This is a genomic window from Synechococcus sp. UW106 (assembly GCF_900474015.1).
Classification (GTDB): domain Bacteria; phylum Cyanobacteriota; class Cyanobacteriia; order PCC-6307; family Cyanobiaceae; genus Parasynechococcus.
In genome coordinates, this window is the sequence record NZ_UCNV01000008.1 from 486,685 (window position 1) to 499,581 (window position 12,897).

Here is a 12,897-nt window from a genome sequence, read left to right on the forward strand (position 1 = left end):
CTCTTATAGACGCCGAGCATCACAACATTCTTCGAGAACAGAAAGAAAATGTTCAGGATCCGGTTGATCATCGATGTCGAACTGTGTGGCAGTGATCACTGTGAAGTTGATCCATGCCTCCACTTCCGGCCCACCGGAGGCCATCACAAGGTCATAACAGGCTTGAAAATCTGAATCGGGCGCAAGGTCGCGCGCCGCATTGATCACGTCGTAAAGCTGATCCAAACCTTCCACTTGTGCCTCAGCAAAGACGGCACGGATGCGGCTCAACATCAGCAGGCGTTCTCAAGTTCAACAACAGAAGACTCGGCAATGATGCAGGACTCTTGTTCTGCAAGATCAAGCAATTCTGCATTGAGCTCAAGCAGCATGAGTGCCAGAGACGAAGCGAATTGGATACAAAATGAGTCTTCTCTCACAACACATCAATTTGAATGAGCAAGGTCTAAACAATGCAACGAGCCGACCGTGGATCTCGCAATCTCGCTTTACACAAACACGCACAGTCGGTCGTCAAAGATCAACACGACTCAAAAGATCAATACAGTCGCGGCGCTCAAGCGGAATCGCTAATTCTCGATGAGTTTCAGGCCGCCACTGGCTCAAGCATGGACGAAATGCTGGGCTGGAAACCGATTTCACGCAGGCGTGCGTTGCTGACACGGGCATTGAAGATGCGAGCGCCCGGGCGGTCGTGGTTGTCCCAGATCACGGGGGGGAGGCCTTGGTCGTCACACAGTGCATTGGAAAGCTGACGACGGGTGAACTGGAGATCATCCACAAGGTTGTAAATCCCTTGAAGCCGTTTCCCGAAAGCGAAGTCGACGCCCCGGATGATGTCCTGCAGATGGACCCAGGCATTGATGTGATTGCCGTTTTTACGAACCGACTGGCCCGCAGCACTGCGGATGTAGGACGGGATGTCCTTCCCAGGGCCATAAATGCCACCGAGCCGGAGAACACAGGCCTGGGTTGAAGCATCGTTCAAGGCGAGAACAGCTGTCTCGGCACTGGCAAGAAGAGCGTTGGCACTGTTGGAACAATCCAAGGGCGTCAGCTCATTGCAAACGGCACCGGACTGATCCCCATAAACCCCTGCACTGCTCAGATACGAGACATGCAGCGGTCTGCGACCTTGGCGCTGACTCAGGGCTTCAACAAGGGCTGGAACAGCCTGGCCATAGACCTTTTCGTATTGATCCTCCTCAAAAGTGGAGGTGGTTGGGGCCATAGCGATCAGAACACCATCAAGACGATCCAGAAAGCTGGCATCGGCCATGGAGTCGCAAGCGTTGTAGATGCGGGGATGGTCGACCACATCGCAAAGTTCGGCCAACCGTCCGGGGTTGGTGGTAGTTCCAACGACCTCATGACCCTGACGTCCTAGATGGACGGCGACAGCAGATCCGACATATCCACAACCGATAATTCCGAAACTGCCGGGCATGCCTGGTCAAACACCTTTTACAGAATTTAACGAACGGAGATCAGCTTTGCCGTGACAATGGAGACATGATTTCCATGGCCCTCAACCTCCTCTGGGTTGTTCTCGGCGGCCTACCCATGGCTCTGGCCTGGTGGGTTGCCGCATTGATCTGCGCCATCACCATCGTGGGGCTGCCGTGGGCACGGTCGTGCTGGGTGATGGGGCTTTTCTCTCTGTGGCCCTTCGGTTCAGAAGCGGTCAACCGCCGTGATCTCAGGGGTAGAGACGACCTGGGAACGGGGCCCCTCGGCCTGATCGGAAACGTGATTTGGTTCCTTGTGGCTGGGTGGTGGTTGGCCCTGGGTCACCTCAGCAGTGCATTGGCCTGCTTTGTCACGATCATCGGCATTCCCTTCGGCATTCAGCACATCAAACTGGCGTTGATTGCCCTGGCCCCCGTCGGCATGACAGTTGTGAAATCCAAGGGCTTGGACTGATCAGAACAACAGTTGAACCAGCCAGACCATGGCTAAACCCAGCACGCCAGCCAGCAACAGTCCGCCGACCAGGAAAGCGATACCAGCGGCCAGTCCGATCCTGGCCATGGTGTCTGGATAAAGAAGAAACAAGGTCAGCCCCAAAGCCAAAGGCCAGAGCGGCGGAATCAACAGACAGACGCCCGTCAAAATCACCAGCTTTCGATCACGCCGTTTCCTTGTCTCCACTCGCGTGGCCACGGCGTCAGCGGCACGATCAAGCTCAGCGTGCTCATCTTCACTGAGCCAGCGCCCAAGAGCCTTGGCACGATCAAGCTCGTCCTCAAGCCGCTCAGTGGGATTCCGGTTGTTCATCCAATCACCTTAAACAGGCTGGACTGGCAATCACATCGACTTTGGATTCAAGACGTGCAAACAAATCCATCAACATGGTTATAGGTAATCTTATCTAGGTATTTACCCGCCGAAATAAAATAATTGCCTTAAAAGAAAAACCAGCGTAGTGTCGCCTAGCGAACCGATGAAAGACATGCTAAGTAGAACTCTTGAATCACCAAATGCAGCTCAAGCCTGTGTAACTGAATCCCAAGTTAATGCCTATTTTGAATGCCTAACCCTCTGCAATCTTGACGATGGCAGCTGCTACGAACAATGCATTCTTGTACATCTAAAAAGTGAGGATGAGGCATGAGAACCCTGAATCATCAAAGACAAATCGGCGTTGCATCCCTGGTTTCAACAATTGCTGTCGCCCTTCTCGTCATTGGTTTCATGGGGATGGCTCAGCACATCAATGCCAGCGTGCTCTGAACGATCTGGTTACTTCTGACGTTTAAAGGTGTAGCAACCACCGTGGTATCCGGTAAAGGGTTGGGCATAGGTCACCAGCTCCCAACCCTGCTCACCCAACTCATTCATCAATCCCACCAGACTGACATCACGCTGCGGATGGTTTCTGGAAATCAGCTGGCGATCATCCAGCCAGAGCTCCTCAATTTCGCCGGTCCATGACTTACCACGGGGTACGAAGCGCAACTGGGTGTATTCCCACCGCATCACCAAGCATCAACCGAACGATGCACCATCTTCGCCGCAGAAGGCACCGACAGGGGGGCACAATTCAAGAACATGCTGTTCTGTGATGCGTCGCCTGCTCGCTCAGCTCCTTCTGCTCTTCAGTCTGATCACCATCACACCCGGCTGGTGCGGAGCCTTGGAGGTGACACTGCAACGCATTGATGGCAACGGCACTGGCGAATCCATCGGCAGCATCACAGCGCAGGACACCGATCAAGGCCTGATGATCTATCCCGATCTGTCGGGGCTGACACCAGGGGAGCATGGCTTTCACCTCCACAGCGTTGGTAGCTGTGATGCAGGCGAAACCGAGAATGGCACCTCAGTTGCCGGCCTTGCCGCGGGTGGGCATTGGGATCCTGACGAATCAGGCCAGCACCTCGGCCCCTTCGGCAACGGCCACCGAGGCGACCTGAGCAAGTTGATCGTGGATGACGACGGCAACACAAACACCAGCGTTGTTGCACCGCGGCTCAGCACAGCCGATCTCCGGGGCAAGGCACTGATTGTTCACGCTGGTGGCGACACCTACAGAGACGAACCACCCCTCGGCGGAGGTGGAGCACGGGTTGCCTGTGGCGTGGTGCAGGACGATCGCTAAACGATCAGAGCGCTAGCCCCGCCCGATTAACGGTTCACCAACCTCGAGTGCAGGAGACAAACCCTGAGCGCCTGAACGGGAGGTTCCTGACAGAGGGCTCCGAGCTCACTATTCAGCTGACGGAACAGGGAGAGATCTGCCCCGGGGATCGATGGAAACATGAGGAACAAACCTGAGGCGATCAAACTGATCACAGCACTGGTCCAACTCTTACGGGAATCTTAAGCCTGCGTTGATTGGGCATCGTCTTCGTTCCGACAGACCACGGCCATGAGGGAATCGATGTGCAACATCAGACCAACGCGCCAGGCAGCATCCTCATTACAAGCCTCAATGGTCTCCACCAGAATCGAGCCTCCACGCTCAATGATCAGGTCATAGGCGGGTGGCATCGGATTCGTTGCATGGCCTCTCCATTCAGGCGCCAGAGCTCGTTTGGCACATCCCCCAGCTGAGGGATTTCAACGGAGTGAGCATGATGAAGACCCCGGCTTTCCAAATCGTTGTTCAAGTCCCCCCTATTTCGCCGCGTCGGGATTTACCTCGTGCTCAGCACAGCCGCCGTCACCGTCGTCAATCAGCTGCAGCTTGAGCAGCAGAGTGCCTACCAGATCTATATCCCCATGTTCATTGGGATATATGTGCTCTCGCGTTGGATCGATAGCCGGTTCAACCAGGCCTCTCAAAACCAACAGATCAACACAGGCGCAGCACAAAAGGAGGGATCACCCTCATCGACCGAGCGAGGCTTCGGAAGTTGAGCCAAGCAATCCCATCAAAAGAACGCCTTGGCGAACGAAAGGGTGATGGGCCAGTGGTTGATCACCGGCCCATCACCCGTTGATTGATCCCGAGGATCAGCGGCGAGGTTCGGCCTTACGAACCGAGATGGCACGCCCCATCCACTCGACGTTCTGAAGATCATCAATCGCCGATTGCTCATCGGCTTCATTGCTGAGATCTACAAAAGCGAAACCACGCTTGCGGCCTGTCTCCCGGTCCAGCGGTAAGGAGCATTTGCTCACTTCGCCGTACTGGCCGAACAGGTGTACCAAATCCTCCCGCTCAGCGTCCCAGGAGAGATTTCCAATAAAGATCGTCAAAAAAAAGACTGGCTCAACACTGATTACCTTCGCACACAGCGAACCGAAGCCGATCAACGTTCCTTTTTCCCATGGAACAGCATCGGCTCAGCGGGGCCCAAAAGGCGCTCTGGATGGGTCAGCGCAATGGCGTGGTCCAGAGAGACCAAAAAGCATCGTTCAAGCGTGAATTCCATAGAAGGCCTTTTATTCGAGCAAAGTTGAGCCTTAACGAAAGCAGGCTTGAAGCAGTTAAGGCCTTGAGATGACTGGACTCAGCGGCACAAAATCAGACGATTTCATCAACGCAGCCAAGGCACGCGGAGAGGCTGCTTTAAAAGACAAACAGCCCAGATTGACCAAGCTGGAAACGGCATTCCGACATGCAGCGCTGCGGCGTCGGGCTGAAGATGCACGTAAACAAGCTCGCCACTCGTGATGGTCTGATCGGACCAAACTCCCTTAGCCGAGAGCGCGTCCTTTCCAGGTCCAGCCACGACCCGTGCGTGTGCGCCAAATCGAAACAGGACCGATCGCACCCACCAGCAAACCACCCACACCCATCAGGTACCAGTAGCTGATGGGCACATCAAAGGTGCTGCGTGTCCAGAGCCGCAGCAGAAGCTGCTGAACGATGGCTAGACCCGCCAAAGCCATGAGCCACAACCAAGCGACCGACAGCACGGGCTGAAGCCAGAGCAGAACGACCGATGTCGGCAACAACAGCCACGGGACTGTGAACATCAGGACCACCACCAAGGCGGCACCGATGGCTTTGCCTGGATCCCTGTCCAACCCGATGAACCAATTCTTGGTCCACCCCTCCCAGAGGGCAGCGAGGTCGGCATACATCCGAAGGTCGACCGCATCAAGACCCAGCAAATAGCTAAGTCGATAGCCGCCGGCCTTGATGGCCCGGGCGAGGGCGAGATCCTCAACCACTTCGCCCGCGAGAACCCGGTGACCGCCGATGCACTCGTAGGTGGATGCCTTAAACAACATGAACGGACCTGCCGCAAACGCCACCGGCGATTCCGGATCATTGGTTTCAAGGATGGGAAAGCCAAGGCCCAGCAGGCTGGCCATGATCGGCTGCACCATCCACTCCGCCAGGCATCCGCAGCTCAACCGCGGCGCCAGGCTCAGCAGATCGGCATGCTCATCAACAGCTTGCGCCAGAGACCGCTGAAGAGCATCCGGCTTCAGTCGAACGTCTGCATCAATAAACAAGAGCCAATCGCTGGAGACCTGCTCGACGGCCTTGCTACAGGCCCAGTTCTTGCCGACCCAGCGCTCGTCGGCAGGTCGGGGGCCCGCCTTGATCAGGCGGAACCGTGAAGCGGTGGAACCGGCCCTGATGGCGTTCTCGACGGTCGCATCTGTTGACTCGTCGTCCACCACCACCACCGACCAATCCCGGCAAGGGGGCGCACTGGCCAGCACGCTGCCCAGGCAGTCAGCGATGTTGTGGGCTTCGTTGAAGGCGGGGATGACCACCGTCAGAGAAGTGTCTGGGGCGGGAGCCTCCTGGGCCGGCTTTAATCGGGGTGCAACAGCAAACACCCGTCGCAGACCCAACTGAAGGATCAACAATCCCGCTGAAGCTGCTGTGGCCGTCACAAGAAACAGCACAGGCTCAAGCAAGGCGAGCGTCACGGCCAGACAAGGGTGTGAAGGAGAGCCGTCTCAGTCGACGGATGCTGCAGCTTCCACCATCGGCCACATGGCAGCAAATTCGGCATCCGAAACCACAGCGGTGACATCGAACTGAATACCGAAATCCTTGATCCAAGGGCCGAGATGCGCCCAGACCTTGCCGATATCACTGGCAACGGCAATTGCCACACCACTACCGCTGATCGGCTCGCAGACGCGATATTTGAGTGCGAAGCCATCAAAGACATCTCCAGGGGCTCCAGCATTGATGTACTCAGCAAAGCCTGGAGATGACTCCCACGCCCCCTCCACAGTCGGGAACGTCCAGACAATCAGATAGTGCTGCAAGGTGAAGGGTGCATCCAACTGATTCGTAGCCACGGAATGCAGCCATCAACGCTAAATCGCAACTGAATTCAGCAGTCATTCAGGAGGAGCTTCGCGAAGAGCTGGCAGCGGGCTACAGCTGAAATAGGTCTTAGCGCACTCATGGCTCTCCACGTCGCCAATGAAATGGATGAAGTCGAAGTCGCTGTCTGGTGGGACCTGTCGCGCATCGTCCGTCACTTCGAACGTCAAGGATTGGAGCGACGGGAGGTAAAAGTTGCCGTCATGAATGCGGCGCTTCGATTGATGGCTGATGAAGGGGAACAGAAGTAAGCAGAGCTCTACAACAAAGCTGAGCTGTCATCAGGAGGAGAAATAATTGCATTGATGTGCATTCACCTCAACTCCTTTGTCATTTTGCCCATCGGGAAACTGGATCAAGATTGGACTCCTTGATCTAGCGTTTGATACTGCAATAAATTCCTGAAAAACCGAGCGTTAACGAGATACCTTTTACGTTGAGACCATCGAGTGCTGAGAACCGATTGCGGAGATAGAGCGAGACACACGCGCAACGGGATCATCCTTCCAGAAACAAGACTTCTGCCCGTGAACTGTTGCGTCCGAGGGCAGCATTGCGCTGGGGATAACGACTGAAGCGTTGCAGCTGCATCAAATTGCGGCGGGCCACATCCGCTGTGGCGGCATCCGCCCATTGCTCCAGCAAGGGAATGGCCTTCGCCACCACGCCTTCCTCTTCGCTGTGCAGCAAAGGCATCAGCCAAAACTGACGTCGCGGTCGCTGCGGTTCAGCCGCAACCCATCCTTGTTGGAGGCCCATCAGGGCAACAGCCAACGCCTGTTGATCTCCTGAAAAGGCCCTGGCCTCCCCGCGCCAGATCTGACGGCTGAATTGATCCAGCAACAAAACCAGAGCCAGAGCACTGGAGGGCCGATCCGCCCACTCCTGAAGATCACCGGCAAGGGCACGCTCAACCAAAGCAGTGAAACGATCCGAGACGAGAGCATCGAAGCTGTCGCGGCGACGAAACCACTGCCAAGGACGGCACTGCTGGAACCAGAAGTGCAGAACGTCGTCAGCGGTCAAGACGAACAGCTGTAGTGGGACACCCCTCCAGCGCTGAAGAACTCCCGGGGCTTCAAGCGGTCGTAGCGGGCCGCCAGGTCGGGGGAAGGGGTGTCGTAGGGGGCATTGAACAGCTGCTGCAGTTCAGCCATCAGAGAGGTATCGCCTTCGGCTGCCTGCTGGTAAGCCGGAGCAATCAGCCACTCACGCCAGGTGATCGCCGGATTGACCCGCCGCATGCCCGCGGAGATCAGGGCCGGATCGACGCCATGGGGCCACTGGGCACGCCAGCGTTGCAACCAGTCCTGCCACTGGGATTCGAGGGTCGCCGAGAGGGGTAGATAGAAACAGTCCCGCAGCGGATCGATCTGATCGGGCAGATCCGACAAGCAGCGGAAGAACATCGAATAATCGGCGCTCGACTCCACCAGGAGCTGCAGCAACTCCTGCACCAGTGTTTGAGCGGTGCCGGACAAGCCGAGTTTGCTGCTCCACATCCGTTGCATGGCGTCCTGCATGGCAACAGGGAAACCCTCCAGCAACTGATCGAGTTGGGCCTGGGCCTCCGCCTGGCCCTCCATCAGCGTGCGCAGGGATTTCCAGAACATGCGGTAGTTGGCCTCAGCGGCAACCGGCTGGTTGAAAAAGCAGAAATGAGCTCCGCCACCGGTCCAGGGCTGAAAGCGCGGATCGAACAGCTCACAGAATCCGAATGGCCCGTAATCGAGGGTGAAGCCACCGGCGGCGCAATTGTCGCTGTTGAAATTGCCCTGGCAGTAACCAACGCGGATCCAGTTGGCGACCAAGGCCATGAGGCGATCACGGAACAACTGCGCCAACAGCACAACCTGATCACTGAAGGGCAGGCGGGGATCGATCTCCTGGCGGTAATTGCGTTCGATCAGGTGCGCCACGATCAGGTGCAGCTCCTGGTGCGCCTTGGGATGGGCATCACTGCGAGCACGGCGGGCGAACAACTCCAGCTGACCCACCCGCAGAAACGATGGCGCCACCCGGGTGCTGATGGCCGCGGGGTTGTCGACCATCACGTCCGGGTCCATGGAGCGTGAGTTCTCGGAATACCAGGGGCGACGAACCGTCTCGGCATGGGAGACGTAGAGAGTCAACGAACGGGAGGTGGGCACACCAAGGGCGTGCATGAACTCCTGCGCCAGAAACTCACGAACACTGGAGCGGAGCACCGCTCGACCATCAGCACCACGGCAATAGGGCGTCGGACCACCCCCTTTGAGCTGCATCTCCCAGCGGCGGCCTTCAAACACCCCCTCAAACACCGACATAGCTCGGCCATCGCCGTAGCCATTGCCATTTCCAAAGGGGCACTGCTGGGTGTATTCCGTGCCGTAGATCGACAGGGCATAGCCAGTGGCCCAGCCCCAAGGCCGCATTGGACCAGTGGCCACACGGAGATCGCCTGAGAACATCCGGCGGAACTGAACGTCCTGGGCCAGGTCATCACTGAGGCCAAGCTCGCCGAACAAGGATCGGCTGTGCGCCAGGTATTCAGGATCGGGAATCGGGGTGGGGGTCACCGGCACGTAGTGGCCGGAGAGCACCTGACGTGGTCGGTGGTCCTCCCCATCCGCTGTCGCCTCAGGATCAGGCGTGAGGGTATCCAACAGGGAATAGTCGGCCCGCTCGGCGAACTCAGCAAACGTGGCGGTGCTCATCGGGCCTTGAAGCTGACATCATCATCGCCAGGACTGTGGCCGGGTGTTTTGACCGATGGCCAACTGTGAGCAGAGGCCTTACACCGAGGGAAGCAAACGAGGGAACGATGGGCAAAACCAAGAAACTTCGCTCCGACAACAGGCAAGAGGAACTGATCACCAGCCTGATCGGCCTGGCCGCCATCTTCGTGGCGACCGCCATCTGGTGGAGCCTGGCTCCCCAGTGGCTCACCAGCAGCTGGCAAAACTTTTAACCCGGCAGCTGCGTCGCAAAGGCGAAATCAGTAGTCCGGCATGGACGTTTCAGCCCGCAAGGTGCACCAAGGCTCAAGCAGAGTCGGGCGACCGCAGTGGGGGCAATCCTGCCCCCGACGCTCCACTTGCACGAAAGGGATCCAGCGGGAGTTGTCCTTCCCCTCGTAGCCACAGTGCTTGCAGTGAATTCGGTACTCAGCCATGGCTCAAAGCGCAGACTTCTCCTGGCGTTGAACGGCTTCATGGGCCTGACGCAGGCCATGCACCATGAAGCAGTAAGCCGGATTGCAGACCAGATAACGCCCTTCACCGATGGCATCAATGGTGGAGCCTCGCGAGGTGGCAAAAATGCGGCTTTTGAACTCCATCCAATCTCCAAGTGCTGACCTCACTGTTGTGAGGGCACAGAGCAACGGCAACCCGTGTAAAGGCGCATTTTTTTCAGTGGCTCAGTCGATCCGTTCGCAGTGGTCGCCATCGCATTGCAATCCGCATTGGGGTTGCTTGGCGCCGTACTGCCAAGGACGACGCATCGCCCAATACTCATCCACCAGACCGAGCAGGTAGGTGCCGATGCGCCGGAGCAGGGAGGCTTCTTTCATCACCTCAAGTTGGCAACAGCAGCACCAGCCTGCAACCGGACGCCACAGAATCGAAGTGGCAAAACGTGGCCTGGATGGGTTAGCCCCGAAGCAGTGCAATCGAGCCATGACCACCACGCAACACTCCAACCATCTGCTGGAAGAGCTCGTCGCCGAGGAAATCGTTTATCAGATTGATCAGATTGCTGAGGAGCTGCAGCGGGAAGGCTGGCCAATCGCCATGGTGAAACGGTTCATGCATGTGGCCGTGGAGCGTCTTCCGGAGTGAGGCCATCCTCCAGGTAGGCCAAACGACTCATCTGGGTCGCTCTGTGGCGCTTTAGACAATCACGAACCGGGGATTGCGTTGACAGTTGGGCAACACCTGCGTCATCCCCGATGAATGTCGTCACAGCCTTTGCGGCCGTTGGCCTCACAGCAGTGTCGTGGGACGACACCCTCAGCCGGGCCGGAGCAAGGGCATTCCGGCACGCCCTCGACTACCGCGAGCCCTACTGCCGGATGAGTGACAACGAGCTGGTGTTGCTGATGGATGCGGTGCTGGCCATGCGGCTGGAGCGGGGCACCAAAGCTCTGATGGTGGAGGCAGCCAAAGTGCTCTCGGCCGATCAGGCGCTCACGGCCTACGCCATGGCCTCGGAACTGATGCGCTCCGACGGGCCCTATTCAGCCGAGGAGCGGCGCCGGCTTGATCTGTTGGCCTTGATGCTCTCCATTTCGCAAGTGGAAGCTGAGCGCATCGATTCGGTCTTCGACTTGCTGCATGCCCCCTTGGAGTCGGCCTGCAAGGCACCAGCCGCAATACCGTCAGCTATCAGCTGAGGGCGATCGCCCCAAGATCAAGCTGGATGTGCAGCCGCTCAGCACCAATAAAGAGGATCAGGCAGCACGCTTGTCATCACCGAACCAGATGCCACGGCGGCTGTCGGGCAGACGAACGACGGCGCGCTCATAGCGTTGACGGCAGCTGCGGGAACGGAGATGGTCCTCAGCTTCCTGAAGCAGCAGTTGCAGCCTGACGTCATCCATGGAATTGCCTTGATGCCAACCCATTCAGGCCACGATCTGAGCAGCGTCAAGGGCCTGGGGGAAGGGCCAAGGCAGCAGTCAGCCTGGGTAGGCCACGTTCAACTCCTCCGATCCATAGCGGAGCAGAAAGTCCGCCTCGGATTGCTCGGAGAGCAATAGACAGGTGTGGTGGTTGTAGCCCGTTCGGTAGCAGTAGACATCAAGCCCCTCAGGGTTGCGATTGGAGAGAATGATTTCTCCCGTCCGAAGCACGTAGCGCGTCGACATCACGATCCACCAACTGATGCCTTCGAAATAGCGCTGATCAAGTGCAACCAATCACCTCTGTGCTGAGCTGCTCACCGGAATCATTCGGTGTCGACCCGGATGAAAAAACGACTTTCCACGTCCATCTCCCCCTGCTCATCGACCTCGGGATCGCCCTCCACCAACTCCACAGCGAAATCCTTGTCGTCTAGTTCATGAACAACGCTCTGACCATGCACCAAGTTGTGGACGAGCAGAAGTCGTTTCATCGGTGAACAGAGGCGCTATTCCACCGGTTGGTAGCAACAGGTTGATTGGAACAGCCCTTCAACGTTCAGCGAAAGCCGAAACCATCACCAATTGGCTGCTTGGCTGAATATTCCCGCGACAAAGCGTCAAGCATCAGAGCGATGTAACGGTCATCCATGCCGATGTCTTGCTTCAGCTGCCGCATCATGTTGTTGATGCTCTTGAAGGTGTCTGGAATGTGATGGTCCAAATGCTCCTTGGTGGGTTGGTAGGGCATTGGAGCAAAAAAAATTCCCCGTGGAACCTAAAGGGGCCACAGGGAGAAATGTTGTTTCTGCTGAACCAGAAAGGAAATCAATCCTCTTCTTCAGAACCACCCACGGGAATCAGTCGGATCTGCTTACGTCCCAGCTTGATTTCGTATTCATCACCAGGCTGCAGTTCAAGAATGGCGGTGTAGGCCTTACCGATCAGCAGATTGCCATTGCCCTGAACCACAGCTTTGTAAGACAGCTTGCGCCCACCCTTACCAACACCGGATCCACCGGTAGAGAAAGAGAGGCCTTTGGCTTCCAGCAGAGCCTCGTAGAACGCCGTGAATTTCACCTGTTCAGAGCCGTCTTTCTTGGTGACGACATAGCCACAACCTTTGGCCAGATCTGTTTTGGCGCAATCGCCAAGTTCCTTGACGCGGTTGAGCAATTCAGCTCCGGTAAGCATGGGACTGTAAGAACGAGGCCCACGTATTAGACCCCATATTTGCAAGATCACAAGGGGATAAAAAAGCTGATTTCAGTTGATTTGCTCGGAAGTCTTTCAACACCGCAGGCTCGATCGATAAACCCGATCGATGAAGCCGACCGATACAACGGATTGCGAGCAAGAATTAAGCGACAACCTCGATCGCCGTGTGTGGATGGTTTGACACAGCCATCAGATGCCAACAGATGGAATCGAAGATTGAACGAGATGACAGACACCGACTCTCAGTTCCAATCAGATGCTGATCAGGGGGGCGTCGGTTGGTTGGTCAACACGAACCGACATCAGGTTGTGAGTTTCAGACCAGATC

At 56.9% G+C, this 12,897-nt stretch carries 25 protein-coding genes; 7 read left to right on the plus strand and 18 right to left on the minus strand.

Features of this window, described 5'->3' with window-relative positions; all coding sequences use genetic code 11:
* Positions 1 to 3 precede the first annotated feature (3 nt).
* Both DXY30_RS07470 and DXY30_RS07475 read right to left on the minus strand, forming a co-directional pair.
* A complete protein-coding gene (locus DXY30_RS07470; RefSeq protein WP_115094115.1) occupies positions 4 to 273 on the minus strand; it encodes a hypothetical protein in 270 nt (89 codons plus the stop codon).
* Between the two features lie 313 nt (positions 274 to 586).
* Positions 587 to 1,447: an SDR family oxidoreductase gene (locus DXY30_RS07475; protein WP_115094116.1), complete on the minus strand. Its 861-nt coding sequence runs from the start codon at positions 1,445 to 1,447 to the stop codon at positions 587 to 589.
* Between the two features lie 65 nt (positions 1,448 to 1,512).
* On the opposite strand from DXY30_RS07475, the gene DXY30_RS07480 reads away from it, so the two are divergent.
* Positions 1,513 to 1,923: a YccF domain-containing protein gene (locus tag DXY30_RS07480; RefSeq protein ID WP_115021881.1), complete on the plus strand. Its 411-nt coding sequence runs from the start codon at positions 1,513 to 1,515 to the stop codon at positions 1,921 to 1,923.
* On the opposite strand, the gene DXY30_RS07485 is transcribed toward DXY30_RS07480, so the two are convergent.
* Positions 1,924 to 2,277 (minus strand): hypothetical protein, encoded by a 354-nt coding sequence (locus tag DXY30_RS07485; protein WP_115094117.1) that lies wholly within the window; start codon positions 2,275 to 2,277, stop codon positions 1,924 to 1,926.
* Positions 2,278 to 2,742: 465 nt separating this feature from the next.
* Complete coding sequence (locus DXY30_RS07490) at positions 2,743 to 2,979, minus strand: hypothetical protein (protein WP_115094279.1); 237 nt, start codon at positions 2,977 to 2,979, stop codon at positions 2,743 to 2,745.
* 85 nt (positions 2,980 to 3,064) lie between these two features.
* Here DXY30_RS07490 and sodC point away from each other — a divergent pair, with 85 nt between their 5' ends.
* A complete protein-coding gene (gene sodC, locus DXY30_RS07495) occupies positions 3,065 to 3,601 on the plus strand; it encodes a superoxide dismutase family protein (protein ID WP_115094118.1) in 537 nt (178 codons plus the stop codon).
* 221 nt (positions 3,602 to 3,822) lie between these two features.
* On the opposite strand, the gene DXY30_RS14070 is transcribed toward sodC, so the two are convergent.
* Positions 3,823 to 3,993, minus strand: coding sequence for a hypothetical protein (locus DXY30_RS14070; RefSeq protein WP_170951181.1), 171 nt, complete (start codon positions 3,991 to 3,993; stop codon positions 3,823 to 3,825).
* A 111-nt stretch (positions 3,994 to 4,104) separates the two neighbouring features.
* Between DXY30_RS14070 and DXY30_RS07500 the strand changes: the two genes are divergently transcribed.
* Positions 4,105 to 4,362, plus strand: a complete 258-nt coding sequence (locus tag DXY30_RS07500) for a hypothetical protein (RefSeq protein ID WP_115094119.1) — start codon at positions 4,105 to 4,107, stop codon at positions 4,360 to 4,362.
* A 96-nt stretch (positions 4,363 to 4,458) separates the two neighbouring features.
* On the opposite strand, the gene DXY30_RS07505 is transcribed toward DXY30_RS07500, so the two are convergent.
* The 3 genes from DXY30_RS07505 to DXY30_RS07515 all read right to left on the minus strand — a co-directional run bounded on the left by DXY30_RS07505 (position 4,459) and on the right by DXY30_RS07515 (position 6,687).
* On the minus strand, positions 4,459 to 4,704 hold the full coding sequence (locus tag DXY30_RS07505; protein WP_115022097.1) for an RNA-binding protein: 246 nt from the start codon (positions 4,702 to 4,704) through the stop codon (positions 4,459 to 4,461).
* 441 nt (positions 4,705 to 5,145) lie between these two features.
* A complete protein-coding gene (locus DXY30_RS07510; RefSeq protein WP_115094120.1) occupies positions 5,146 to 6,339 on the minus strand; it encodes a glycosyltransferase family 2 protein in 1,194 nt (397 codons plus the stop codon).
* Positions 6,340 to 6,369: 30 nt separating this feature from the next.
* A complete protein-coding gene (locus tag DXY30_RS07515) occupies positions 6,370 to 6,687 on the minus strand; it encodes a DUF3303 domain-containing protein (RefSeq protein ID WP_115022096.1) in 318 nt (105 codons plus the stop codon).
* Positions 6,688 to 6,828: 141 nt separating this feature from the next.
* Here DXY30_RS07515 and DXY30_RS14080 point away from each other — a divergent pair, with 141 nt between their 5' ends.
* Positions 6,829 to 6,999, plus strand: coding sequence for a hypothetical protein (locus DXY30_RS14080; protein ID WP_166017014.1), 171 nt, complete (start codon positions 6,829 to 6,831; stop codon positions 6,997 to 6,999).
* A 247-nt stretch (positions 7,000 to 7,246) separates the two neighbouring features.
* Here the strand turns inward: DXY30_RS14080 and DXY30_RS07520 are convergent, their stop codons facing one another.
* Positions 7,247 to 7,774 (minus strand): DUF924 family protein, encoded by a 528-nt coding sequence (locus tag DXY30_RS07520; protein WP_115094121.1) that lies wholly within the window; start codon positions 7,772 to 7,774, stop codon positions 7,247 to 7,249.
* Complete coding sequence (locus tag DXY30_RS07525; RefSeq protein WP_115094122.1) at positions 7,771 to 9,444, minus strand: protein adenylyltransferase SelO family protein; 1,674 nt, start codon at positions 9,442 to 9,444, stop codon at positions 7,771 to 7,773. The genes DXY30_RS07520 and DXY30_RS07525 overlap by 4 nt, the downstream gene beginning before the upstream one ends.
* Before the next feature lie 107 nt (positions 9,445 to 9,551).
* On the opposite strand from DXY30_RS07525, the gene DXY30_RS14085 reads away from it, so the two are divergent.
* Positions 9,552 to 9,698, plus strand: coding sequence for a hypothetical protein (locus DXY30_RS14085; protein ID WP_170951183.1), 147 nt, complete (start codon positions 9,552 to 9,554; stop codon positions 9,696 to 9,698).
* Between the two features lie 27 nt (positions 9,699 to 9,725).
* Here DXY30_RS14085 and DXY30_RS14090 read toward each other — a convergent pair whose 3' ends face one another.
* From DXY30_RS14090 to DXY30_RS14100, 3 genes are all read right to left on the minus strand, one after another.
* A complete protein-coding gene (locus DXY30_RS14090; protein WP_170951184.1) occupies positions 9,726 to 9,902 on the minus strand; it encodes a hypothetical protein in 177 nt (58 codons plus the stop codon).
* A 3-nt stretch (positions 9,903 to 9,905) separates the two neighbouring features.
* A complete protein-coding gene (locus DXY30_RS14095; protein ID WP_166017019.1) occupies positions 9,906 to 10,067 on the minus strand; it encodes a hypothetical protein in 162 nt (53 codons plus the stop codon).
* Between the two features lie 81 nt (positions 10,068 to 10,148).
* Complete coding sequence (locus DXY30_RS14100) at positions 10,149 to 10,301, minus strand: hypothetical protein (protein WP_170951185.1); 153 nt, start codon at positions 10,299 to 10,301, stop codon at positions 10,149 to 10,151.
* A 106-nt stretch (positions 10,302 to 10,407) separates the two neighbouring features.
* Between DXY30_RS14100 and DXY30_RS14105 the strand changes: the two genes are divergently transcribed.
* Together DXY30_RS14105 and DXY30_RS07535 are read left to right on the plus strand one after the other, a co-directional pair.
* Positions 10,408 to 10,569 carry a hypothetical protein gene (locus DXY30_RS14105; RefSeq protein ID WP_170951186.1) on the plus strand — a complete coding sequence of 54 codons (162 nt, stop codon included), beginning with the start codon at positions 10,408 to 10,410 and terminating at the stop codon, positions 10,567 to 10,569.
* A gap of 110 nt (positions 10,570 to 10,679) precedes the next feature.
* Positions 10,680 to 11,123, plus strand: a complete 444-nt coding sequence (locus tag DXY30_RS07535; protein ID WP_115094123.1) for a tellurite resistance TerB family protein — start codon at positions 10,680 to 10,682, stop codon at positions 11,121 to 11,123.
* Between the two features lie 57 nt (positions 11,124 to 11,180).
* Here the strand turns inward: DXY30_RS07535 and DXY30_RS14110 are convergent, their stop codons facing one another.
* The 5 genes from DXY30_RS14110 to DXY30_RS07550 form a co-directional block, all read right to left on the minus strand.
* A complete protein-coding gene (locus DXY30_RS14110; RefSeq protein WP_166017022.1) occupies positions 11,181 to 11,330 on the minus strand; it encodes a hypothetical protein in 150 nt (49 codons plus the stop codon).
* A gap of 78 nt (positions 11,331 to 11,408) precedes the next feature.
* Complete coding sequence (locus DXY30_RS07540; RefSeq protein WP_115094124.1) at positions 11,409 to 11,648, minus strand: hypothetical protein; 240 nt, start codon at positions 11,646 to 11,648, stop codon at positions 11,409 to 11,411.
* A 29-nt stretch (positions 11,649 to 11,677) separates the two neighbouring features.
* Positions 11,678 to 11,845, minus strand: coding sequence for a hypothetical protein (locus DXY30_RS14115; protein WP_170951187.1), 168 nt, complete (start codon positions 11,843 to 11,845; stop codon positions 11,678 to 11,680).
* 65 nt (positions 11,846 to 11,910) lie between these two features.
* Positions 11,911 to 12,102 carry a hypothetical protein gene (locus DXY30_RS07545; protein ID WP_115021857.1) on the minus strand — a complete coding sequence of 64 codons (192 nt, stop codon included), beginning with the start codon at positions 12,100 to 12,102 and terminating at the stop codon, positions 11,911 to 11,913.
* 77 nt (positions 12,103 to 12,179) lie between these two features.
* Positions 12,180 to 12,545, minus strand: coding sequence for an AbrB family transcriptional regulator (locus DXY30_RS07550; RefSeq protein WP_115021855.1), 366 nt, complete (start codon positions 12,543 to 12,545; stop codon positions 12,180 to 12,182).
* Positions 12,546 to 12,897: the final 352 nt, after the last annotated feature.

Excerpts from the sequence above, each read along its gene's own strand:
- DXY30_RS07490 (WP_115094279.1), bottom strand. The coding sequence starts at position 2,979 with ATGCGGTGGGAATACACCCAGTTGCGCTTCGTACCCCGTGGTAAGTCA.
- DXY30_RS07545 (WP_115021857.1), bottom strand. The coding sequence starts at position 12,102 with ATGCCCTACCAACCCACCAAGGAGCATTTGGACCATCACATTCCAGAC.
- DXY30_RS14100 (WP_170951185.1), bottom strand. The coding sequence starts at position 10,301 with ATGAAAGAAGCCTCCCTGCTCCGGCGCATCGGCACCTACCTGCTCGGT.
- DXY30_RS07475 (WP_115094116.1), bottom strand. The coding sequence starts at position 1,447 with ATGCCCGGCAGTTTCGGAATTATCGGTTGTGGATATGTCGGATCTGCT.
- DXY30_RS14110 (WP_166017022.1), bottom strand. The coding sequence starts at position 11,330 with ATGGATGACGTCAGGCTGCAACTGCTGCTTCAGGAAGCTGAGGACCAT.
- sodC (WP_115094118.1), top strand. The coding sequence starts at position 3,065 with ATGCGTCGCCTGCTCGCTCAGCTCCTTCTGCTCTTCAGTCTGATCACC.
- DXY30_RS14115 (WP_170951187.1), bottom strand. The coding sequence starts at position 11,845 with ATGAAACGACTTCTGCTCGTCCACAACTTGGTGCATGGTCAGAGCGTT.
- DXY30_RS14095 (WP_166017019.1), bottom strand. The coding sequence starts at position 10,067 with ATGGAGTTCAAAAGCCGCATTTTTGCCACCTCGCGAGGCTCCACCATT.
- DXY30_RS14105 (WP_170951186.1), top strand. The coding sequence starts at position 10,408 with ATGACCACCACGCAACACTCCAACCATCTGCTGGAAGAGCTCGTCGCC.
- DXY30_RS14090 (WP_170951184.1), bottom strand. The coding sequence starts at position 9,902 with ATGGCTGAGTACCGAATTCACTGCAAGCACTGTGGCTACGAGGGGAAG.
- DXY30_RS07485 (WP_115094117.1), bottom strand. The coding sequence starts at position 2,277 with ATGAACAACCGGAATCCCACTGAGCGGCTTGAGGACGAGCTTGATCGT.
- DXY30_RS14080 (WP_166017014.1), top strand. The coding sequence starts at position 6,829 with ATGGCTCTCCACGTCGCCAATGAAATGGATGAAGTCGAAGTCGCTGTC.
- DXY30_RS07550 (WP_115021855.1), bottom strand. The coding sequence starts at position 12,545 with ATGCTTACCGGAGCTGAATTGCTCAACCGCGTCAAGGAACTTGGCGAT.
- DXY30_RS07535 (WP_115094123.1), top strand. The coding sequence starts at position 10,680 with ATGAATGTCGTCACAGCCTTTGCGGCCGTTGGCCTCACAGCAGTGTCG.
- DXY30_RS14070 (WP_170951181.1), bottom strand. The coding sequence starts at position 3,993 with ATGCCACCCGCCTATGACCTGATCATTGAGCGTGGAGGCTCGATTCTG.
- DXY30_RS14085 (WP_170951183.1), top strand. The coding sequence starts at position 9,552 with ATGGGCAAAACCAAGAAACTTCGCTCCGACAACAGGCAAGAGGAACTG.
- DXY30_RS07525 (WP_115094122.1), bottom strand. The coding sequence starts at position 9,444 with ATGAGCACCGCCACGTTTGCTGAGTTCGCCGAGCGGGCCGACTATTCC.
- DXY30_RS07480 (WP_115021881.1), top strand. The coding sequence starts at position 1,513 with ATGATTTCCATGGCCCTCAACCTCCTCTGGGTTGTTCTCGGCGGCCTA.
- DXY30_RS07470 (WP_115094115.1), bottom strand. The coding sequence starts at position 273 with ATGTTGAGCCGCATCCGTGCCGTCTTTGCTGAGGCACAAGTGGAAGGT.